Raw genomic sequence first — 20,184 nt, 5'->3', positions numbered from 1 at the left:
CCCCGCTCATGGACTTCGCTTTCGACGCACGTACCGAAGAACTGCGCACCAAGCTCCTGGCCTTCATGGACGAGTACGTCTATCCGGCGCAGGCCGTGATGCACGAGCAGCACGCCCTCCTCGACTCGCCCTGGGACACCCCGCAGATCGTCGAGGACCTCAAGGCGGAGGCGCGCCGGCAGGGGCTGTGGAACCTCTTCCTGCCCGATGCCGAGCACGGCGCGGGGCTGACGAACCTGCAGTACGCGCCGCTCGCCGAAATCACCGGGCGCGCCCCGCAGTTGGCGCCGACCGCACTGAACTGTGCGGCGCCGGACACCGGGAACATGGAGGTCCTCGCCCAGTTCGGCAACGAGCAGCAGCAGAAGCAGTGGCTGGAGCCGCTGCTCGCGGGCGAGATCCGGTCGGCGTTCGCCATGACCGAACCCGAGGTCGCCTCGTCGGACGCGACGAACATCGAGACCCGGATCGAGCGCGAAGGTGACGAGTACGTCATCACCGGCCGCAAGTGGTATATCTCCGGCGCGATGAACCCGCACTGCAAGATCTTCATCGTGATGGGCAAGACCGACCCGGACGGCGCCGATGTGCGCCGTCAGCAGTCGATGGTGCTGGTGCCTCGGGACACCCCGGGTCTCACCGTGAAGCGCGCGATGACCGTGTACGGGTACGAGGACCACTGGCACGGCGGGCACGCGGAGGTCGTCTTCGACCAGGTCAGGGTGCCGGTGACCAACCTGATCGGCGAGGAGGGCGGCGGCTTCGCCATCGCCCAGGCGAGGCTCGGTCCGGGCCGGATCCATCACTGCATGCGGCTGATCGGCATGGCGGAGCGGGCCATCGAGCTGATGTGCAGGCGAGCGGTGTCGCGTACGGCCTTCGGCAAGTCCCTCGCCCAGCAGGGCGTCGTGCAGACGTGGATCGCGGATGCCCGGGTGGCGGTGGAGCAGCTGCGGCTCCTCGTCCTGAAGACCGCCTGGCTGATGGACACCGTCGGCAACAGGGGCGCGCACACCGAGATCCAGGCCATCAAGATCGCTACGCCGCGTACGGTCGTCGACATCATCGACCGTGCGGTGCAGCTGCACGGTGCGGGTGGGGTGAGCCAGGACTTCCCGCTGGCCGAACTGTGGGCGGGGGCGCGGACGCTGAAGCTGGCGGACGGTCCTGACGAGGTGCATCAGCGGTCGCTGGCGCGGCGGGAGATCAAGCAGTACCTCTGACCGGCGAGCGGTACCGCTTCGCCCGGCGAGCAGTACAGCGGCATCGCTGAGCCCGCCGAGCTGCATCGCTGAGCCCGGCGAGCAGCGCCGCTGAGCCCGGCAGCAGTACCTCTGACCGGCCTTTCGGGACTTAGGGCCCGTCTTCCTGGCGACTCAAGCCCGGGGAGACGGGCCCTTCGCCGTGCGGGTGTGCTCCGGCGGCCTGCGTAACGTTGGAAGGTCGTCGAGTGAAAGTGTCCCCTCTGCCATGTCCAGCGCCCTGCTTGAAGCACCCTCTTCCTGCGCTGCGGCCCGCGCCGAAGCGCCCGCCGCGGCTCCCGCTCCGGCCGTCGTGGCCGCGCCCGCGCCGAAGCTCGGCAACCCCGGCCCGCTCGGTCTCGCGGCCTTCGCGACGACCACGTTCGTGCTCAGCATGTTCAACTCGGGGCTGATCTCGAATGCGGCGCTCAGCGCCGTCGTGCTGCCGCTCGCCCTGTTCTACGGCGGGCTCGCGCAGTTCGTCGCCGGTCTCTTCGAGTTCCGCCGCGGCAACACCTTCGCCACCACCGCGTTCGTCTCGTACGGCGCGTTCTGGATGGCCTTCGCGGGTTACGTGAAGTTCGTCGTGCCCGGCCTGCCCGCGGCCGACGCCCACCTCGCGACCGGGCTCTTCCTGATCGCCTGGTTCGTCTTCACGCTGTACATGACCGTGGCCGCCATGAAGCTGGACCTCGCGCACCGAATCGTCTTCGTCTCGCTGACCCTTACGTTCCTGTTCCTCGCGCTTGGCGACCTGACGCAGACCACCGCGCTCGGCCACATCGGCGGCTGGCTCGGCCTGATCTGTGCGGTGGCCGCCTGGTACACCTCGTTCGCGGTCGTCACCAACGAGACCTGGGGCCGCAAGGCGCTGCCGCTCGGCTGATCGCTCGCGTCGAAGGCCCGGACCCCATGGGGGGTCCGGGCCTTTCTCGCGGGTCTACGGGCGCAGCGCCCGAAGGAGCAGGTCCGCCAGGTGGTCGGCCAGTTCCTCGGGCGTGAGCGGCCCGTCGGGCCGGTACCACGTCGACAGGTGGTGGACGGAGCCGAAGTGGTAGTCCACCACCAGGTCGGCCGGCGTCGCGGTGGAGAAGACGCCGGTCTTCTGGCCCTCCTCGATCAGCGCGCGGAACCGCTCGTGATAGCGGCGGCGCTCGGCGCGCACCTGCTTGTTCTTCTCCGGGCTCAGGTGGTGCATGGAGCGGAAGAAGATCGACGCGTCGTCGAGGTGGTCGATGGTGGTGACCACGACGTCCGCTGCCGCGTCCCGCAGCCGCTTTTCGACCGGGTCGTCCCCGCCCGCGACCGCGTCGAGGCGCTCCTGCTGAACGCGCAGCACGCGCGCGTAGACCTCGTGCAGCAGGTCTTCCTTGGAGCCGAAGTAGTGGTACAGGGCCCCCTTGGTGACGCCTGCCGCCTCGACGATCTCCTGCACCGAGGTGCGGTCGTAGCCCTGCTCGGCGAAGAGCCGGGTGGCGGTGGCCAGGAGTCGCTGCGGGACGGGCGTGCTGTCCGGCTCCGTTGCTTTGGCTTGCGCTGCTCTGGCCACTGCCGCCACCTTCCTTTCGTACAGACGCTTCGTGCAACCGCTTCGCACAAACGCTTACTGGGAACGCAGTTCCCGCCGGAGGATCTTCCCACTCGTGGTCTTCGGCAGTTCCGGCAGGACCTCGACCTCCCGCGGGTACTTGTACGCGGCAAGGCGTTCCTTGCAGTACGCGCCGAGCTCGCCCGGCTCCACGGTCGTGCCCGGCCGGAGGCTGACGTAGGCCTTCACGGACTCGCCCCGATAGGTGTCGGGCACGCCCACGACGGCGGCCTCGCGGACGGCGGGGTGGGTGTAGAGGACGTCCTCGACCTCGCGCGGCCAGACCTTGAACCCGGACGCGTTGATCATGTCCTTCTTGCGGTCGACGACATACAGCCAGCCGCCGCTGTCCATGAATCCGATGTCGCCGGTACGCAGTTCACCGCCGGGAAAGCCCTCTTCGGTGGCCTCGGGGCGGCGCCAGTAGCCGGGCACGACCTGGGGGCCGCTGACCGCGATCTCGCCCTGCTCGCCGAAGGGCACGTCCTGGCCCTTCTCGTCGATGATCCGGACGACCGTCTCGGGGCCGGGCACGCCGACCGAGAGGGTGCCGGACACCGGGTCGACGGGCGCCTCGTGCTCCGGGGGCACGGAGGCGCAGGGCGCGGTGCACTCGGTGAGGCCGTAGCCGTTGCGGATGTACGGGCCGAAGCCCGCCCGGAACTTCTCCACCAGGGCCGGCGGCAGGGGCGCGCCGCCCGACGAGATGAGCTGGAACGACGCGAAGTGGTCGCGGGTGACCGCCGGGTGGGCCGCGAGCGCCATGAAGGCGGTGGACGGGCCGACGGTGTAGGCGGGCCGGTGCTCGGCGAAGGCGTCCAGGACGACGCCCGCGTCGAAGCGGTAGGCGAGGACGAGGGTGCCGGCGTTGCCCAGGCAGGTGGCGAGCTGGCAGACCATGCCGGTGATGTGGAACAGGGGCGCGAGCGCGAAGTAGGTGGCGCCCTCGGCGAGGGGGTGGCCGGTGCGCTGGCGTTCCGCGTTGTAGGTGATGTTGCCCTGAAGGTTCATGGCGCCCTTGGGCTGCCCGCTGGTGCCCGAGGTGTAGCTGATCAACGCGACGTCCTCGGCGGACAGTTCGCGGTCCTCGGGGGCGGGCACGCGCGCGTGGGCGAGAGTCAGCAGGTCATCGGCGTCGTCGGCTTGCGGGAGCCGCTCGAAACCGAGCACCCGCGCGTCGTTGCGGGTCTGCAGATCCAGTTCGCAGGCCGTGACGACGATCCGTACCGGCGAATCCTGTGCCGCCTCGCGCAGATGGCTCTCCCAGGCGCGGTCGGAGCAGATCAGCGCGGTCACTTCGGCGTCGTGCAGGACGTGCCGGACCTCGCCCGCCTTGTACATGGGGTTGACCGGCACGACGGTGGCGCCGGCCTTCCAGGCGCCGAGCAGGGCCAGCACGAAGTGCGGGGAGTTCTGCAGCATGATCGCGACACGGTCGCCCTTGCCGAGGCCGCGGGCGGCGAGGTGGCCGGCCACGGAGTCGGAGAGCGCGTCGGTCTCGGCGTAGGTGAGGCGGCCGTCGAAGTAGGCGAGCGCGGTGTGCTCGGGGGCCCGGGCGACGGACGCGCGGAAGGCGTGCACGACGGACGGGGGCGGGGTGACCTTGGTGCGCTGGGCTGCGCTCAGGCGGCCGAGCCAGGGCTTGTCGGCGTAACGGAGACCCGTCGTCACTGCTGTGCGCCCTCCCACTTCTGCTGGATGTGGTTCATATTCTCCAGCCAGCGGTCGGGGGTGGCCGCACGGGCCTGGTAGTACGCGGCCACCTCGGGGTGCGGCAGGATCAGGAAGCGGTCCTCCGCGATCCCGGCGAAGAGCGCGTCGGCGACGTCCTCCGGCTCGATCGCGGTCGGCGCGAGCACCAGGTCTCCGGCCGAGCCCGCGGCGGTCAGCATGTCGGTGCGCACGCCCTGCGGGCAGATCGCGTGGACCTTGAGGCCGCGGTGCCGGTAGGTGAGCGAGAGCCACTCGGCGAAGGCGTACGCGCCGTGCTTGGTGACGCTGTACGGCGCGGCGCCGACCATGGTGAGCAGCCCGGCCGCGGAGACCGTGGAGACGAAGCGGCCCTCGCCGCGCTCAAGCCAGGCGGGCAGCAGCGCGTGCGCGGCACGCACGTGGGCCATCACATTGACGTCCCAGGCGGCGGCCCAGACCTGCTCGTCGGCGGCTTCGGTGCCGCCCGAGGCGAGGCCGGCGTTGGCGCAGTAGATGTCGACGGTGCCGCCGAGCGCGTCGCGCGCGTGCTCGACGATTTCGGAGGCGTCGCCGGGGACCGCGATGCCGCCGAACTCCTCGGCGACGGACTTGGCCTTGGCCGGATCGATGTCGTTGACCACGACCCGGGCGCCCTCGGCCGCGAAGCGGCGGGCCAGCGCGGCGCCGATGCCGCCGCCCGCTCCGGTGACGACAACTGCCTTGTCCTGCACGGTGTCCTGCGCGGTGTCCACCATCAGTCTCCATCGACGTGAGCTGCGACGTGATCTACCACTTGATCTACGACCTGCCATCGCAGACTAACCAGTCGGTATGGAGCGGGGGAAGGGGTTGACCGGGCCGTTCGTGTCCGGTTCGTTCCCCGGCGGCGGACTGCGCGCTAGCGTGCGTGGGCATGACAGCCGCCCCGGCCGACCACGGAGGTCACCGCATGAATCTGTCCAGACGGATCCTGCTCACCGCGACCACGGGCGCACTCGCCACGACCGCGGCCGCCGCCTCCCCGGCGGCAGCCGACGCGGGTGGCGGCGCGACCGTCGGAGCGGGGGCCGGGCGCAAGCTGCGTACGGGATTCGAGCGCCTGGTCGCGGACGGGTACGGACTGCTCGACGGGCAGCGGGTCGGCATCGTCACCAACCCGACCGGGGTGACCAGGGACGTCCGCCACATCGTCGATGTCATGCACGCCGACGACCGGGTCGACCTGGTCGCCGTCTTCGGACCCGAGCACGGCTTCCGCGGCACGGCCCAGGCGGGCGGCTCCGAGGGGCGCTACGACGACCCGGCCACCGGACTTCCCGTCTACGACACGTACTTGAAGAGCGGGCAGGCCCTCGCCGACATCTTCACCGCCTCACGCGTCGACACGGTGGTGTTCGACATCCAGGACGCGGGCGCCCGCTTCTACACGTACATCTGGACGCTGTACGACTGCATGGTCGCGGCGCGCCTCGCGGGCAAGCGGTTCGTGGTGCTCGACCGGCCGAATCCGGTGACGGGGCGGGGCGCGTACGGGCCGGTGCTGCACAAGGAGTTCGCGACCTTCGTGGGGCGCGAGCCGATCTCGCAGGCGCACGGGATGACCGTGGCGGAGCTGGCGCGGCTGTTCAACAAGGAGTTCCTGGAACAGCCCGTCGAGCTGGAGACCGTGCTGATGTCCGGGTGGCGCAGGTCCGAGTTCTACGATGCGTGGGGCCTGCCCTGGGTGCCGCCGAGCCCCAACATGCCGACGCCGGAGACCGCTCTCGTCTACTCGGGGACATGTCTCTTCGAGGGCACCAACCTGTCGGAGGGGCGGGGCACGACGCGGCCGTTCGAGCTGCTCGGCGCGGAGGGCATCGACCGTAAGTGGGCCGCCGCGGCCAATGAGTTGGACCTTCCCGGGGTGGATTTCCGGGAGGCGTACTTCGCGCCCACGTTCTCGAAGTTCCAGGGCAAGACCATCGGCGGGGTGCAGCTGCATGTGCACGACCGGGAGAGGTTCGACCCGGTGCGGACGGGTGTCGCGCTCCTGGTGACGGCGAAGAAGGCGTGGAGCGGCTTCGCCTGGCGGCCCGACAACTGGATCGACAAGCTCACCGGGTCCACGCAGGTCCGCACCATGATCGACGCGGGCGCGGGTGCCGACGAGGTGGTCGCCGGGTGGCAGGACGAGCTGGCGGCGTTCCGGGGTGTGCGGCGGAAGTATCTGGCGTATCGGTGAGGCTCGGGGACTCGGCGTACCGGTGAGGCGCGAATACTCGGCGTACCGGTGGACTGTCAGTAGTGCAGGCACCCCTGTGCAGAGGGGAGTTGGCGCTATCGCGGACGGACACGCACGGCGCGACGCTTGATCCATGCACTCGGACACCCGAACTCCGCACACTTCCGTACGTCACTACCGCTTACCCCTGCTCCTCGCGCTCGCCCTGGTCGCGGCCGCTCTCGCCTCCCTCGTGGGGGCGGGGCCGGCCCCGGCCGCGGCGCGGTCGACGGGCACGGACGACCCCGCGATACAGGCCCTGGCGCGGGCCGCGCGCCCGCTCGACTCGACCGAACCCGGTGCGCCCGCGCGCGATCTGCTCCCCCTGGACCGGATGATCGGCTCCGCGAAGATCGTCGGAGTGGGCGAGGCCACGCACAACTCCCGCGAGTTCTTCCGCATGAAGCACCGGCTCTTCCAGCACCTCGTCGAGGAGAAGGGCTTCACGATGTTCGCCCTGGAGGCGAACTGGAGCGCCGGGCTGCGGCTCAACGACTATGTGCTGCACGGAAAGGGAAACCCGAAGCAGATCATGCGGGAGGAGTTCCAGGAGTCGTATCTCATCTGGAACGTCCGCGAATACCTCGACCTCGTCACCTGGATGCGGTCGTACAACATCGAGCACCCCGACCCCGCCGATCAGGTGCAGTTCATGGGCGACGACATGGCGTACGCCGGGCCCGCCCTCTTCGACTCCGTCCTGGAGTACGTCGGCGCCCATCACCCGCGCCTCAAGCCCGAGTTCGAGCGCCTGTACCGGGCCTCGCGGCCGACCACCGGGGTGCGCGACTGGATCAAGGCCTACATGGTCCGGCCACTGCCCGAGCGCCGGCGGATGGCGGCGGATGTGCAGCGCGCCTTCGAGCTGCTCGAGCGACAGGGCCCCGGCGCCGATCGCGAGCAGTACGCCTGGGTGCTGCAGCACGCGCGGGTCATCGCCCAGGTCGGCAAGGAGTTCGGCTACGACTTCTTCGACGAGAAGCAGCTGGCCGAGGCCATGCTGCACCGCGACCGGTCCATGGCCGCCAACACCCTGTGGTGGCAGCGGCAGACAGGGCACCGGATGCTGCTGTCCGCCCACAACGGCCATGTGGGGTTCGAGACCAGCAACCCCAAGCAGTATCCGAAGCTGCAGGGCCAGTTCCTGCGGGAGCAGGCCGGCACCGACTACCGCAGCATCGGATTCACCTTCGGGCAGGGCTCGTTCAACGCTCTCGATCTGAACGATCCCGAGGAACACATACGTGAGTTCAGCGTCGGGGCGCCCGCGCCCGGCAGCAACGAGCACACCCTGGAACAGGTGCGGCGCGGAGACTACTACCTCGACCTGCGCCGGGTGTCCCCCGCCGCCCGCACCTGGCTGAGCGGCTTCCGGCCGACGTGGTCGATAGGCAACGCCTGGCCGGACCAGCCGCAGCCGGTGCGCCTCGGCACCTCGTACGACGTCCTGGTCCATCTGCACCGGATCACGGCAGCCGACCGCCTCTGACCCATCGCTCTCAAGGGGCGCAGCCTGCTTGCGCCGCGCCACTGGCCAACCCCCCTACTCCGCAGGACGATGCCCGCAGATCGGACACCGGCCTGAGGGGGGATGGTCATGGCGGATGTGGGCGTCAGGCCGTACTGGGAGCTGACTTTCGACGCGGACGGAGACCCGAACCCGGCCCAGCGCGACAGGCTGATCGCGCAGGCGCACGAGCGTGGCGTGACGGATCTGCTGGTGTTCGCGCACGGCTGGAACAACGACCGCTCGATCGCCACCGAGCTGTACCGGAGGTTCTTCGCGCCCTTCCCCGGCCTCGCGCCGGGCGTCAAGCTCGGCTACGTGGGGGTGCTGTGGCCGGCGATGCGGTTCTCGGACGAGCCGATCCCCGACTTCGACCCGGCCGTCCTCGGCGCCATGGCCGCAGTGGCGGAAGGAGCATCGGAGGCGGAAGCGGAGGCGGAGGCGGAGGCGGAATCGGAGCTGCCGGAGCCGGCCGAAATGTTCCCCGGCTCCACGGACACGCTCGGGCGACTGCAACAACTCCTGGACGAGCAACCGGAGTCCGAGGAGGCCCTCGGCGAGTTCGGCGGCCTGGTACGGCGGCTGTACGACGAGCAGACGACGGGACACCCGGAGGGGTTCGAGGCCGACACGGAGGAGGGGGCGCAGGGGGACAGGCCCGCGATGCTGACCGAGGACGTCACGGCCGTCTGCGAGGCCTTCGCCGAGGCGTCGTACGGGCCGCTGCCGGAGTCGGTGCGGCCGCTCGGGATGCTGCGGATCTGGAGCGGCGCCAAGGAGCTGCTGCGGCAGACCGCGTACTACGTGATGAAGCGACGGGCGGGCACGGTCGGCCAGTTGGGGCTCGGGGCGGTGCTCGGGCTGCTCGCGCAGCGGGCGCCGCAGGTACGGGTGCACCTGATCGGGCACAGCTTCGGCGGACGGCTGGTGTCGTATGCGTTGCGGGGGCTGCCGGACAAGGCGCACAACGTGAAGTCGGTGACGCTGCTCCAAGGGGCGTTCTCGCACTATGCGTTCGCGCCGCGGCTTCCGCATCAGCAGAGCAAGAGCGGTGCGCTGCGCGGCTGGCAGGAGCGGGTGGACGGTCCGGTGGTGTGCTGCTTCTCGAAGCACGACTTGGCGCTGCAGGTCATGTATCCGCTGGCCTCGCGGATGGCCAGGGACTCGTCGAGTCTGCTCGGCTTCGACCGCAGATGGGGTGCCATGGGCTTCGACGGGGTCCAGGCCCTGGACGGCACCGTCAGGTTGACGTTGAGGGAGGCGCTGCGCGGACCGATTCCCGCGGTCGGCTGTGTGAACGTGGACGCCGCCGAGGTGGTGCACAGGGGCGGCCCGCCGATCGGCGCCCACAGCGACATCTGCCACAAGGAGCTGGCGCGGTTGGTGATTTCGGCGGGCCGCATCGAGTGATCGGCGGGGGCACGGCGCCGCCCCCGCCCGTGCTCACCTGTGCGTGGGGAACTCCACGACCTGCTGGTACGTCGGCCGGTTCTGCCACTGGATCGGCTGGGGGGGGTGATGCCGCCGACCGCCCGGTGGATGATCGTGTCCGAGCACCACTGGTCGCCCGCCTTGCAGGTCCCGTCGCCCGGGTAGACCTCGGTGGCGGGCTTGGCGGCGGGCTTGGCGGCGGGCTGTACGAGCGTGGCCAGGAGGGTGTCTCGGCAGGCGTCGAGCTTGCCGTCGCCGCAGAACGCCTTGCCCAGCTTGCCCTTCACGGGCCGGCCGAGCACGGCCCGCAGGTCCTTGTCCGCGTAGCCCCACCAGCCGTACTGGAAGGCGGAGCCCGCATGGGCACCGGTGGGGCCGTGGCCCGCCGAGGGTGACTCGTCCGTCGGGAGCTGCCCGGTGAGCGCGGCGTAGCCGGACGACAGGGCGTCGTAGGGGCCCAACTGGTCGTCGCTGTGCGCCGGTTTGGTGCCGAAGAGGCGGTGGCCGAGGATCTCCGCCAGGGTGGCGCTGCCGTTCGCGCCGGGCGGCAGGATGTCGGCGCACTGGTTGCCGCAGTGGTCCACGCGGTCCGTCGCGGGGGCCGGATCGGCCGCGGCGGCCCCGGGCGCGGGGGCGATCAGGCCCGCCGTGAGGGCCGCCGCCGCGATCAGCACACCGGCGCCTCTGCGCGCGGCGCGCCGTCGGCGACTGTGCCGCTACGGGTGGGGGGGACGGGGGATGCGCCATCGCATGCGGGCTCCTCGTGAAGCTCCCGGAGTTCGGTGAGCCGGAGGTTACCGGCGGTACACGACGGCCTGAAGATGAACATGCGTCACCTTCGCCGAATCACCACACACGCACGCCCCACACGTACGCCACCTGGCCCCCCGGGGACCGCCGGTCGAGGCCGGGCCGAAATTGGATGGAGCCGGATCGCCTCGGGATACGTCTATTCGCCGACGTCTGTTCCTCGACGCCGATACACGAGCGACGGAGGTGCGAAGCGATGGCCGGTTTTCGAAGCCTCGCGAGACAGGTGCGGGATTCCCGCAACGACTTGGCGCTGCGGCGGTATTCGCTGCGTAAGTGCCTGGAACGGTTCGCCCCCTACGGACACCGGGCGACCTGGGACCACTTGTGCACGCGGGCCGGTTTCGGCCCCGAGGACCGGTCCCCCGACCCGGCGCGCCTGACGGCCGCGCTGGAGGAGCTGGAAGAGGCGCGAGCGGTGTGGCTCGCGTACGAGACCGAGTTCGCCGAGCGGCGCAAGCGGGAGAAGCACGACGGGCTGCGCCGGCCCGGCAGCGTGGACGACTGGCACCGGCTCACCTGGGGCGGGCACGGCGTCGCCTGGTGCGACGACCCGCGGATCCACCCCGACGGGCCACTGGCCGACGTACTGCGCAATCTGATCAGGGCACTTGAGCAGGCACCCGCGGGCACCTGCCCGGTCTGCACGTCCACCGACATCATCTGGAAGCAGGGTCTGGCGCACGAGCCGTCCGCAGGGCCGGTCTGCACGGGCTGCGGAATCGTGGTGCCACAGCCCGTTCTCGCGCCCTCGGCACTGGCGCAGGCGCACCGGGAGCGGGCAAGGACGCTCGTTTCGGTGTGAGGTCCGGACGGCCGGGGGTGCGCCGACGGTGCCGCACCCCCGTGTGCGTACGACCGCGAAAGCCGCTCAGGGCGTGTGCACATCCGTATGGATCGCCAGCTTGAACTGGGCGTGCACCAGGGGTGCCGCGACCTTCGCGTCGCCCCGGCCGCGCGCCGAGATCTTGAAGCCGAGCGGGGTGCCCTTGTGCACGAACATCTGCCAGACGTAGGAGCGGTACTGCCCGCCGCCGGTGGGCGCCGAGTCCGAGGTGGCCGTCGAGTCGTATCCGGCGCCGAGCGGATCACGCACGAACCGCGTCCGGTACTCGGTCGGCGAGGAGTGCGGCTCCCAGAAGGCCAGCGCGGTGAGCACGCCCCAGCCGTCGTGGCTCGGCCAGATGAGCCCCGAGCGCGCGTCGGGGAACTTCGAGGGCGTGCCGCCGCCGTGCGCCGGGTCGTGCATGTGCCACGGGTCGTACGACTCCTGGCCCGCCACGTACGGAAAGCGCACCAAGTGGTAGCCGTCGCCGTCGTACTTGATCTTCTGCTGGCCCGCGTCCGCGGCGTTCCACAGCAACGAGCAGATGACGAGTCCCACAGGCCTCCTCCTAGGATCGGGTGCATGCTTCAGGTCTGTCTGAACGGCGCCCGCGACGCGGCCGACGGCGGCGCGGTGCCGCTGTCCCCGGGGGCTCTTGCCGAGTCCGCGGCGGGTGCGGTCGCCGCCGGTGCCGTCGATGTCCATGTGCACCCCAAGTCCCCCTGTGGACATGACACATTGTCCCCGCGTGCGGTCGCCTCCACCCTTGAAGCGGTACGTTCCCTCGTCACGGTTCCGGTCGGGGTGACCACCGGCGCCTGGGCCGAGCCGGACCCCGCGAGCCGGATCGAGCGGGTCCGGTCCTGGACCGTGCTGCCCGACCACGCCTCGGTGAACTGGCACGAGCCGGGCGCCGAGGAGCTGGCGGCGGTGCTGCTCGAGCGGGGCGTCGGCATCGAGGCGGGCATCTGGTCGGGCACGGACGGGGCCGAGCGGTTTCTGCGCTCGCCGCTGGCGCCCAGGGTGCTCAGGGTCCTCGCCGAAGTCACCGACCACGAGCCGGCTGCGGCCGAGGAGGCCGCGCACGCGCTGCTCGCGCGGCTCGGGGTCGCGCATGGCCGCCCGGTACTGCTGCACGGCGAGGAGGGCGGGGCCTGGCCGGTGCTGCGCCTGGCGGGGCGGCTCGGGCTCGCGACGCGCATCGGGCTCGAGGACACGCTGCTGCTGCCGGACGGGGAACGGGCGGCGGACAACGCGGAGTTGGTGGCGGCGGCGCTTGCGGGACCCTGAGCGAAGGGTGGCTGCGGCGCTCGCGGGGCCCTGAGCGAAGGGTGGCTGCCGCGCTCCCGGCATCGTGAACCGGCCCTTGAAATTCGGTGGCCGAAAACCGGTCGGGCCTGGACAGTTGGGGGCGATGAAACCCAACTGACGCATTACCGATCCGCTTTCGGGAGCCCCGCCATGTCGACGCTGCGCGTCACCGCCGAAGTGCTGACCATCCATGAGCACCCCAACGCCGACGCGCTGGAACTGGCCCAGGTGGGCCTGTACCGCGCCGTCGTCGCCAAGGGCGCCTACCGCACCGGCGACGCGGCGCTCTACATCCCGGAGCAGTCCGTGCTCCCCGCGGAGCTCATCGACGAACTGGGCCTGACCGGCCGCCTCGCGGGCTCCAGGTCCGACCGGGTCAAGGCCGTCCGGCTGCGCGGCGAGCTGTCGCAGGGCATCGTCTGCCGCCCCGGGGCGCTCGCGGGGACCGACCTGGCCGAGGCCGCCGCCGAGGGCACCGACTTCGCGGAGCGGCTCGGCATCGTCAAGTGCGTGCCGCCGATCCCGCCCACCATGAACGGCGACGTCGAGTCGGCGCCCGACCTGTTGCCCTGGGTCGACATCGAGAACATCCAGCGCTACCCGGACATCTTCCGGCCGGGCGAGCCCGTCGTGCTCACCGAGAAGCTGCACGGATCGGCCTGCCTGCTCACGTACTTCGCCGAGGACGGCAGGGTCCAGGTGTCGTCCAAGGGCTTCGGCGCGAAGGGCCTCGCACTCCAGGAGGACCCGCGCAATCTGTACTGGCGCGCCGTGCTCGGGCATGACGCCCCGGCGGTCGCGGCCAAGCTCGCCGAGCGGCTCGGGGCACGCCGGGTCGGACTGTTCGGCGAGGTCTACGGCGCCGGCGTACAGGACCTGACGTACGGGGCGGACGGGCGGCGCGAGACGCTCGGCTATGCCGTGTTCGACGTGTCGGCGGAGATCGACGGACAGGTCCGCTGGCTGGACCCGGCCGCCGTCCTGGACGGCGAACTCCCGCTGGTACCAAGGCTGTTCGAGGGCGCGTACGACGCCGAGCAGGTCCTGGAACTGGCATCGGGGCGCGAGACCGTGTCGGGGCGCGCGCTGCACCTGCGGGAGGGCGTCGTCATCCGGCCGGCCGCCGAGCGGTACAGCCCGGTGACCGGCGGCCGTGCGATCGCGAAGGCGGTCAGCGCCGCCTATCTGACCCGCAAGGGCGGCACCGAGTACGAGTGAGCGCGGCCCCGGCCAAGGCACTCAAGGCCACCCGGCCGACGGTCTCAGGTCCGCTTCTCCGCGAGCAGGCGCGAGCCTGTCAGCTTCTCGCCGAAGACGTCGTCCGGGTTGGACAGGACGCAGGTCTCCATCGAGAGACAGCCGCAGCCGATGCAGTCCGTCAGATGGTCGCGCAGCCGGCCGAGCTGCTTGATGCGCTCGTCGAGCTCCGAGCGCCACGTCTCCGAGAGCCGCGCCCAGTCGGCGCGGTTGGGCGTGCGCTCCTCGGGGAGCTCGGCGAGCGCGTCCCGGATGGTGGCGAGCGGGATGCCGACGCGCTGCGCCGCGCGCACGAACGCGACCCGGCGCAGCGCGTCCCTGCCGTAGCGGCGCTGGTTGCCGGCCGTACGGCGGCTGCTGATCAGGCCCTTGGACTCGTAGAAGTGCAGGGCGGAGACGGCGGCGCCGCTGCGCGCGGACAGCTGGCCGACGGTGAGTTCATGGACCTTCTCGGGAATCTGCGGCACGCGCTCGACCCTACGTCCCCGCACATTCGTTGACACGGTGTCCCTCGGCAACCATGCTGAGCAAGCGCTTAGAAACGTCGCGAACGCAGTACGCCGCGAACTCAGCACAGTGCCCCGGGAGGCAACGGACATGGCAGAGCCAAGGATCTTCACGTCGGCCGAGGAGCTGCGGGCAGCAGTCGGCGAGCAGCTCGGCGCGGGCGACTGGCTGGAGATCGACCAGAAGCGGATCGACCTCTTCGCGGACGCCACCGGCGATCACCAGTGGATCCACGTCGACGCGGAGAAGGCGGCCGCGGGGCCGTTCGGCACGACCATCGCGCACGGCTATCTGACGCTGTCGCTGCTGCCGACCCTGGTGCCGCAGATCATGCGCGTCGAGAACGTGAGGATGGGCATCAACTACGGCACCAACAAGGTGCGCTTCCCCTCCCCCGTGCCGGTCGGCTCGCGGCTGCGCGCCACCGGGGTGATCAAGGAGGTCACCGAGACGAAGGACGGCGGGGTGCAGCTCACGACGGCCGTCACGATCGAGCGCGAGGACGGCGACAAGCCCGCGTGCGTGGCGGAGTCGGTGTCCCGCTTCTACTTCTGAGCCGGCCCTCTTCGTACGGGGCCTACTTCTTGGCCCCCACCATGCGCAGGACGAGGTCGGCGTAGCTCTCGCCGACCTCTTCCGGCGTGCGGCGGCCCGCGGTGTTGAACCAACGGGCCACGTCGATGCAGAGCGAGAGGACGGCGAGAGTGGTGCCGGGCACGTCAGGCACCACGAACTCGCCCGATTCGACACCGTCGTTGAGGATGCGGCGCACGGCCGCGTCGCACTGCCGGCGCAGCTGGACCGCCTCGGCGCGGTGCTCCTCGCCGAGCGCGTCCAGCTCGTACTGGACGACCCGCGCCGTGGTGTGGTGCCCGGCGTGCCACACGACGAAGGAACGTACGGCCTGAGCCAGCCGGTCGGCGGCGCTGCCCGGCCCGTCGGCGGCGGACGACAGGATGCGCAGGGCCTTCTCGTGGCCGATCGTGCTGATCCGGTGGAGCAGCTCTTCCTTGGTCTTGTAGTGGATGTAGAGCGCGGCCGGGCTCATGCCGGCGCGGCCGGCGATGTCCCGCGTCGTCGTCGCGTGATAACCGCGCTCGGCGAAGGCCTCCACCGCGGCGACGAGCAGCCGCCGGGCCGCGTCAGGCGCGACCTCGCCCCATGGCTGGTCCTCGTCGATCTCCTGAGCCGCGCTCATGGCTGCGCCCCTTCCACTGTCCGAGCGAACACCATACCCCTGCGGGTGAGCAAGCGCTTAGGGGGACGGCTCAGAGTCCCTTGAAGGGGTCGGACACCCGCGCCGCCTCCTGCTTGTCCCTGATCACCTTGGCCAGGTTGAAGGCGGAGGTGGTGAGGTAGAGCATCCCGATCCCCAGGAAGGCCCGCACCCAGACATCGACGTCCATCTTGAAGACGGCCAGGGCGACGGCCCCGGCCGAGATGGCGAAGGAGGCGACGGCCATTCCGTAGTAGGCCTGAGTGTTCTGCGGCTTGCTCGATGCGTCTGTCATGTGGATCAGCGTCCCGGCCCGGGGCCTCTTGAGCCATCCGTACGGATACTCAGCCGCGTACTCAGAAAGCCGAAACCCCCGTCAGCGCACGGCCGATGACCAGCTTCTGGATCTGGCTGGTGCCCTCGTAGAGGGTCATCACGCGGGCGTCCCGCAGCAGCTTGCCCGCCGGGTACTCGTCGATGTAGCCGTAGCCGCCGAACACCTGCAGCGCGTTGTTCGCGGCGCGCACCGCGGCCTCCGACGCGAACAGCTTCGCCTTCGACGACTCGGTCGCGAAGGGCTGCCCGCGGTCGATGAGGTCGGCGACGCGCCAGGTCAGCAGGCGGGCGGCGTCCACGTCGACCGCGATGTCGCTGATCAGCTCCTGGACGAGCTGGTGCCGGGCGATGGGCTTGCCGAACTGCTCGCGCTCGCCGGCGTACCGCACGGCGGCGTCGAGGGCGGCCTGCGCGATGCCGACACAGCCCGCCGCGACCGACATCCGCCCCTTGGCGAGCGCGGACATGGCGACCGAGAAACCCTTGCCCTCGGGCGCCATCATCGCGCTCGCGGACACCCGTACGTCCTGAAGGACCAGCTCCGCGGTGGCCTGGCCGCGCAGGCCGAGCTTGCCGTGGATGGTGCGTCGGGTGAGGCCCGGGGTGTCGGTGGGGATGAGGAATGCGGAGATGCCCTTGTGGCCGGGGGCGTCGTTGGTGCGGGCGAAGAGGAGGCACACATCGGCCCAAGTGCCGTTCGTGATGAACATCTTGGTGCCGTTGACGACGTACGAGTCCCCGTCGCGCACCGCCCTGGTGGTGAGGTTGCCCGCGTCGGAGCCGGTGCCGGGTTCGGTGAGGCCGAAGCAGCCGACGAGCTCGCCGGAGGTGAGGCCGGGCAGCCACCGCTGCTTCTGCTCCTCGTTCCCCCAGGCCGCGACGGTCTTGGCGACGAGGCCGAGCGAGACGGAGACGATGCCGCGCACGGAGGAGTCGCCGCGGCCGAGCTCCTCGGTGACCAGGCAGTACGCGAGGTGGTCGCCGCCCGATCCGCCGTACTGCTCGTCGATGGTGAGGCCAAGGAACCCGACCTCGCCGAGCTTCTTCACCATGGCGCGATCGACGTTCTCGGCGCGGTCCCACTCGATGACGTGCGGGGTGATCTCGCGCGCCACGAAGTCCTCGGCGAGCTGTCGGACGGCTGTCTGTTCCTCGCTGAGTTCCAGGTTCACCGCGCGCGCTCCCACCTGCTCGAGACTTTTAATTACCACTGCTAGTTTTAGCTGGGCAGGGCCTACTATGAGCCGCATGGCCCGACCGCGCAAGCCCCTCCTCAGCAGAGATCGCATCGTCATGGCGGCGCGTGAACTCGTGGACGCTGAGGGCCTCGCGGCCGTCTCCACGCGGCGGCTCGCGGCCGAGCTGGGGGTGAGCGGGCCCTCCCTGTACAACCACTTCCGCACGAAGGACCAGATCCTGGAGGCGGTCGCGGACTCGGTGAGTGCGCAGGTCGACCTGTCGATGTTCGAGGACGGCCGCGACGGCCGCGACGGCCGCTTCGACGGGCAGGACTGGCGGACCGCGTTGCACGACTGGGCCGTGTCCTACCGCGGCGCCCTCACCGAGCACCCCAACATCGTGCCGGTGCTCGCACAGGGACCGGGACGCCGGCCGGCCGGACTGCGGCTCGCCGACGCGGTGTTCGGCGCGATGACGGCGGCGGGCTGGCCCGCGGCCCAGGCCACCTCCATCGGTGCGCTGATGCGGTACTTCATCATGGGCTCGGCACTCGGGTCGTTCGCGGGCGGATTCGTGGACGACGAGGCCGCGTACGACCCTGCGGACTATCCGCACCTCGGGCAGGCGCATCTGCTCGCGGAGCGGCAGGAGAAGATCGACGAGCGGGCCTTCGAGGCGGGGCTCAAGGCGCTCCTCGACGGGCTGGAACTGCAGTACGCGGCGCTGCGGGCCACTGCCAACTGATCCGTGCGAGCCGTGCGAGCCGTGCGAGCCTGCGCCAACTGATCTGTCCGGGACGCCTGTTGGCCCGACCTGCCGGCCCACCTCTTGGCCGGCCGACAATTCGGTGGGCGCCGAAGTGTCGTGACCATAGGGTTTCGGCCATGAGCAACCCCTCGCCCTCCGCGCCCCCCGTCGACTCCCACCCAGCACCCGACTCCGGGACCGCTTCCCGCCGTGCCGGAACCCTCGCCCTGGCCGCCGCGGCCGTCACGGTGGTGCTGTGGGCCTCCGCCTTCGTGTCGATCCGCAGCGCGGGCGAGGCCTACTCGCCCGGCGCGCTCGCGCTCGGGCGACTGCTCTCGGGGGCCCTCGCGCTCGGTGTGGTGCTGCTGATACGCCGCGAGGGGCTGCCCCCGCGGGCCGCCTGGCCGGGGATCGTGGTGTCCGGGCTGCTGTGGTTCGGCGTCTACATGGTGGTGCTCAACTGGGGCGAGCAGAAGGTCGACGCGGGCACGGCGGCGCTCGTCGTGAACGTCGGGCCGCTGGTGATGGCGCTGCTCGCGGGGTGGCTGCTCAAGGAGGGTCTGCCGAAGCGGCTGCTCGCCGGGATGGCGGTGTCCTTCGCCGGGGCGGCGGTGGTCGGCCTGTCCATGTCCGGTTCGGGCAACGCGTCGCTGCTCGGGGTGTTCCTGTGTCTGCTCGCGGCGGTGTCGTACGCGGGTGGGGTCGTTGCCCAGAAGCCGGCGCTGCGGCATGCGTCGCCGTTGCAGGCGACGACGTTCGGGTGCGCGATCGGGGCGGTGGGGTGTCTGCCGTTCGCGGGGGTGTTGGTGGACGAGGTGGGGCGGGCGCCGGTGTCTGCGACGCTGAACATGGTGTATCTCGGGCTGTTTCCGACTGCCCTTGCGTTTACGACGTGGGCGTACGCCCTTGCCCGGACCACTGCCGGGAAAATGGGGGCCACGACTTATGCCGTGCCGGCTCTGGTTGTGCTGATGTCCTGGGTCGCGCTTGATGAGGTGCCGGGGTGGGTGACGCTCGGGGGTGGGGCGTTGTGCCTGGCGGGGGTGGCGGTTTCGCGGGGGCGGTCTCGGGGCTGATTTATCCCCTCCCCGCCCCTTCCCGAAATCCTGCGGAGCCTTCCGCCCTCCGGGCGGTGTCCTCAAACGCCGGACGGGCTGACACAGTCAGCCCGTCCGGCGCTTGAGGACATGGAACTACCCGAACACCACCAGCGCCCGACCACCCTTCCCCGCCACCATGTTCTCGAAGGCCCCCGGAATCCCCTCCAACCCGATCCGCTCGGTGACGAGTTGGCTCAGGTCGAGGCGGCCCGCACGGATGTGCTCCGCCAGGACCGGCAGGTCGCGGGACGGGTCGCTGTTGCCGTAGACGCAGCCGGAGAGGGTCCGGCCCCAGTGGAAGAGTTCCAGGGCGTTGAAGGTGACCTGCTGGTCCTTGCCGCCGATCCCGACGACCGTCGTGCGGCCGCCGCGGCGGGTGGACTCCCAGGCGGTACGGATCGTCGCGGCCCGGCCCACGCATTCGATCGCCACGTCCGCCCCCTGCCCGGCCGTGAGCTTGCGGATGTCCTTCGCCGTGGTGTCGGACGCGACGACGTAGTCGGTGGCTCCGGCCGCGCGGGCCAGGTCCTCCTTCTCCGGCGACACGTCGACCGCGATGATCGGTCCTGCGCCCGCGATCCGGGCCGACTGGAGCGTGGCCAGGCCGACCCCGCCGACGCCGAAGACCACGACGGACTCGCCGGAGCGGACCCGCGCCGAGTGGTGCACGGCGCCGTATCCGGTGAGGACCGCGCAACCGAGGAGCGCGGCGTCGGTGAGGGGGACGCCGTCCGGGACCGGCAGGACGCAGTTCGCCGCGACCACGGTCTCCTCGGCGAAGGCCGCGACGTTCAGGCCGGGGTGGAGCTCGGTGCCGTCGGGCCGGTGCGCGTAGACCGAGGCGGCACCGGTGAGGGCCTGGGAGCAGAGCCAGACCTCGCCGATCGAGCAGTGGTGGCAACTCCCGCAGGACGGCGCCCAGTTGAGGACAACCCCGTCGCCGGGGGCTACATGGGTGACGCCCTCGCCGACATCGACGACCGTGCCCGCGCCCTCGTGGCCGAGGACGCAGGGCGTGGGTACCCGCATGGTGCCGTTGGTCAGGGACAGGTCGGAGTGGCAGACCCCGGCCGCCGCGAGGCGGACGCGGACCTGGCCGGGGCCGGGTGCGGGCAGGTCGATCTCGGCGATCTCCAGGGCGGAGCCGACGGCGGGCAGGATGGCGGCGCGGACCAC

At 70.9% G+C, this 20,184-nt stretch carries 20 protein-coding genes and 1 pseudogene; 11 read left to right on the top strand and 10 right to left on the bottom strand.

The window, feature by feature from the left end; translation table 11 throughout:
• The first annotated feature begins 8 nt into the window (after positions 1-8).
• Positions 9-1,223, top strand: coding sequence for an acyl-CoA dehydrogenase family protein (locus OG430_RS38355; RefSeq protein WP_327357263.1), 1,215 nt, complete (start codon positions 9-11; stop codon positions 1,221-1,223).
• A gap of 247 nt (positions 1,224-1,470) precedes the next feature.
• Positions 1,471-2,127, top strand: coding sequence for an acetate uptake transporter (locus OG430_RS38350; RefSeq protein ID WP_327357262.1), 657 nt, complete (start codon positions 1,471-1,473; stop codon positions 2,125-2,127).
• A 54-nt stretch (positions 2,128-2,181) separates the two neighbouring features.
• Here OG430_RS38350 and OG430_RS38345 read toward each other — a convergent pair whose 3' ends face one another.
• Genes OG430_RS38345 through OG430_RS38335 form a run of 3 tightly spaced genes read right to left on the bottom strand, consistent with a single transcriptional unit; the run spans position 2,182 to position 5,276 of the window.
• On the bottom strand, positions 2,182-2,790 hold the full coding sequence (locus tag OG430_RS38345; RefSeq protein WP_327357261.1) for a TetR/AcrR family transcriptional regulator: 609 nt from the start codon (positions 2,788-2,790) through the stop codon (positions 2,182-2,184).
• A gap of 54 nt (positions 2,791-2,844) precedes the next feature.
• Positions 2,845-4,500, bottom strand: coding sequence for a class I adenylate-forming enzyme family protein (locus OG430_RS38340; protein ID WP_327357260.1), 1,656 nt, complete (start codon positions 4,498-4,500; stop codon positions 2,845-2,847).
• Entirely contained in the window at positions 4,497-5,276 is a 780-nt protein-coding gene (locus tag OG430_RS38335) for an SDR family oxidoreductase (RefSeq protein WP_327357259.1), read from the bottom strand. Before OG430_RS38335 ends, OG430_RS38340 begins: the two co-directional genes overlap by 4 nt.
• Before the next feature lie 194 nt (positions 5,277-5,470).
• Here OG430_RS38335 and OG430_RS38330 point away from each other — a divergent pair, with 194 nt between their 5' ends.
• From OG430_RS38330 to OG430_RS38320, 3 genes are all read left to right on the top strand, one after another.
• Positions 5,471-6,742, top strand: a complete 1,272-nt coding sequence (locus tag OG430_RS38330) for an exo-beta-N-acetylmuramidase NamZ family protein (RefSeq protein ID WP_327357258.1) — start codon at positions 5,471-5,473, stop codon at positions 6,740-6,742.
• Between the two features lie 133 nt (positions 6,743-6,875).
• Complete coding sequence (locus OG430_RS38325; RefSeq protein ID WP_327357257.1) at positions 6,876-8,270, top strand: erythromycin esterase family protein; 1,395 nt, start codon at positions 6,876-6,878, stop codon at positions 8,268-8,270.
• A 102-nt stretch (positions 8,271-8,372) separates the two neighbouring features.
• Positions 8,373-9,698, top strand: coding sequence for a serine-threonine protein kinase (locus OG430_RS38320; protein WP_442816635.1), 1,326 nt, complete (start codon positions 8,373-8,375; stop codon positions 9,696-9,698).
• A gap of 33 nt (positions 9,699-9,731) precedes the next feature.
• Here OG430_RS38320 and OG430_RS38315 read toward each other — a convergent pair.
• Positions 9,732-10,150: pseudogene (locus OG430_RS38315) on the bottom strand (penicillin acylase family protein); the annotation flags it as partial.
• Positions 10,151-10,725: 575 nt separating this feature from the next.
• On the opposite strand from OG430_RS38315, the gene OG430_RS38310 reads away from it, so the two are divergent.
• Positions 10,726-11,334: a hypothetical protein gene (locus tag OG430_RS38310; protein WP_327357255.1), complete on the top strand. Its 609-nt coding sequence runs from the start codon at positions 10,726-10,728 to the stop codon at positions 11,332-11,334.
• Between the two features lie 66 nt (positions 11,335-11,400).
• Here the strand turns inward: OG430_RS38310 and OG430_RS38305 are convergent, their stop codons facing one another.
• Entirely contained in the window at positions 11,401-11,913 is a 513-nt protein-coding gene (locus OG430_RS38305) for a hypothetical protein (RefSeq protein WP_327357254.1), read from the bottom strand.
• Between the two features lie 24 nt (positions 11,914-11,937).
• On the opposite strand from OG430_RS38305, the gene OG430_RS38300 reads away from it, so the two are divergent.
• Both OG430_RS38300 and OG430_RS38295 read left to right on the top strand, forming a co-directional pair.
• Positions 11,938-12,645: a 3-keto-5-aminohexanoate cleavage protein gene (locus tag OG430_RS38300; RefSeq protein WP_327357253.1), complete on the top strand. Its 708-nt coding sequence runs from the start codon at positions 11,938-11,940 to the stop codon at positions 12,643-12,645.
• Between the two features lie 171 nt (positions 12,646-12,816).
• Positions 12,817-13,884, top strand: coding sequence for an RNA ligase (ATP) (locus OG430_RS38295; RefSeq protein WP_327357252.1), 1,068 nt, complete (start codon positions 12,817-12,819; stop codon positions 13,882-13,884).
• Positions 13,885-13,928: 44 nt separating this feature from the next.
• Here the strand turns inward: OG430_RS38295 and soxR are convergent, their stop codons facing one another.
• Entirely contained in the window at positions 13,929-14,390 is a 462-nt protein-coding gene (gene soxR / locus OG430_RS38290) for a redox-sensitive transcriptional activator SoxR (RefSeq protein WP_327357251.1), read from the bottom strand.
• Between the two features lie 130 nt (positions 14,391-14,520).
• Between soxR and OG430_RS38285 the strand changes: the two genes are divergently transcribed.
• The gene (locus OG430_RS38285) at positions 14,521-14,985 is read left to right on the top strand and encodes a MaoC family dehydratase (RefSeq protein WP_327357250.1); all 465 of its coding nucleotides are present in this window, start codon (positions 14,521-14,523) and stop codon (positions 14,983-14,985) included.
• A 22-nt stretch (positions 14,986-15,007) separates the two neighbouring features.
• Here the strand turns inward: OG430_RS38285 and OG430_RS38280 are convergent, their stop codons facing one another.
• The 3 genes from OG430_RS38280 to OG430_RS38270 form a co-directional block, all read right to left on the bottom strand.
• The gene (locus tag OG430_RS38280; RefSeq protein ID WP_327357249.1) at positions 15,008-15,628 is read right to left on the bottom strand and encodes a TetR/AcrR family transcriptional regulator; all 621 of its coding nucleotides are present in this window, start codon (positions 15,626-15,628) and stop codon (positions 15,008-15,010) included.
• 70 nt (positions 15,629-15,698) lie between these two features.
• Complete coding sequence (locus tag OG430_RS38275; RefSeq protein ID WP_327357248.1) at positions 15,699-15,941, bottom strand: YiaA/YiaB family inner membrane protein; 243 nt, start codon at positions 15,939-15,941, stop codon at positions 15,699-15,701.
• A gap of 61 nt (positions 15,942-16,002) precedes the next feature.
• The gene (locus tag OG430_RS38270) at positions 16,003-17,154 is read right to left on the bottom strand and encodes an acyl-CoA dehydrogenase family protein (RefSeq protein WP_327357247.1); all 1,152 of its coding nucleotides are present in this window, start codon (positions 17,152-17,154) and stop codon (positions 16,003-16,005) included.
• Between the two features lie 76 nt (positions 17,155-17,230).
• Here OG430_RS38270 and OG430_RS38265 point away from each other — a divergent pair, with 76 nt between their 5' ends.
• Positions 17,231-17,905, top strand: coding sequence for a TetR/AcrR family transcriptional regulator (locus OG430_RS38265; RefSeq protein WP_327357246.1), 675 nt, complete (start codon positions 17,231-17,233; stop codon positions 17,903-17,905).
• A 140-nt stretch (positions 17,906-18,045) separates the two neighbouring features.
• Complete coding sequence (locus tag OG430_RS38260) at positions 18,046-18,984, top strand: DMT family transporter (protein ID WP_327357245.1); 939 nt, start codon at positions 18,046-18,048, stop codon at positions 18,982-18,984.
• A gap of 117 nt (positions 18,985-19,101) precedes the next feature.
• Here the strand turns inward: OG430_RS38260 and OG430_RS38255 are convergent, their stop codons facing one another.
• Positions 19,102-20,184 (bottom strand): Zn-dependent alcohol dehydrogenase, encoded by a 1,083-nt coding sequence (locus OG430_RS38255; protein ID WP_327357244.1) that lies wholly within the window; start codon positions 20,182-20,184, stop codon positions 19,102-19,104.

The sequence above is a fragment of the Streptomyces sp. NBC_01304 genome, assembly GCF_035975855.1.
GTDB lineage: Bacteria > Actinomycetota > Actinomycetes > Streptomycetales > Streptomycetaceae > Streptomyces.
Note: the sequence above shows the minus strand (reverse complement) of the source record. Positions and strands in the feature narration are given on the sequence as shown.

What these genes read in the sequence shown, in the direction of transcription:
- OG430_RS38355 (WP_327357263.1), top strand. Translation starts at nt 9, where the DNA reads ATGGACTTCGCTTTCGACGCACGTACCGAAGAACTGCGCACCAAGCTC.
- OG430_RS38350 (WP_327357262.1), top strand. Translation starts at nt 1,471, where the DNA reads ATGTCCAGCGCCCTGCTTGAAGCACCCTCTTCCTGCGCTGCGGCCCGC.
- OG430_RS38335 (WP_327357259.1), bottom strand. Translation starts at nt 5,276, where the DNA reads ATGGTGGACACCGCGCAGGACACCGTGCAGGACAAGGCAGTTGTCGTC.
- OG430_RS38330 (WP_327357258.1), top strand. Translation starts at nt 5,471, where the DNA reads ATGAATCTGTCCAGACGGATCCTGCTCACCGCGACCACGGGCGCACTC.
- OG430_RS38325 (WP_327357257.1), top strand. Translation starts at nt 6,876, where the DNA reads ATGCACTCGGACACCCGAACTCCGCACACTTCCGTACGTCACTACCGC.
- OG430_RS38320 (WP_442816635.1), top strand. Translation starts at nt 8,373, where the DNA reads ATGGTCATGGCGGATGTGGGCGTCAGGCCGTACTGGGAGCTGACTTTC.
- OG430_RS38310 (WP_327357255.1), top strand. Translation starts at nt 10,726, where the DNA reads ATGGCCGGTTTTCGAAGCCTCGCGAGACAGGTGCGGGATTCCCGCAAC.
- OG430_RS38300 (WP_327357253.1), top strand. Translation starts at nt 11,938, where the DNA reads ATGCTTCAGGTCTGTCTGAACGGCGCCCGCGACGCGGCCGACGGCGGC.
- OG430_RS38295 (WP_327357252.1), top strand. Translation starts at nt 12,817, where the DNA reads ATGTCGACGCTGCGCGTCACCGCCGAAGTGCTGACCATCCATGAGCAC.
- OG430_RS38285 (WP_327357250.1), top strand. Translation starts at nt 14,521, where the DNA reads ATGGCAGAGCCAAGGATCTTCACGTCGGCCGAGGAGCTGCGGGCAGCA.
- OG430_RS38280 (WP_327357249.1), bottom strand. Translation starts at nt 15,628, where the DNA reads ATGAGCGCGGCTCAGGAGATCGACGAGGACCAGCCATGGGGCGAGGTC.
- OG430_RS38275 (WP_327357248.1), bottom strand. Translation starts at nt 15,941, where the DNA reads ATGACAGACGCATCGAGCAAGCCGCAGAACACTCAGGCCTACTACGGA.
- OG430_RS38265 (WP_327357246.1), top strand. Translation starts at nt 17,231, where the DNA reads ATGGCCCGACCGCGCAAGCCCCTCCTCAGCAGAGATCGCATCGTCATG.
- OG430_RS38260 (WP_327357245.1), top strand. Translation starts at nt 18,046, where the DNA reads ATGAGCAACCCCTCGCCCTCCGCGCCCCCCGTCGACTCCCACCCAGCA.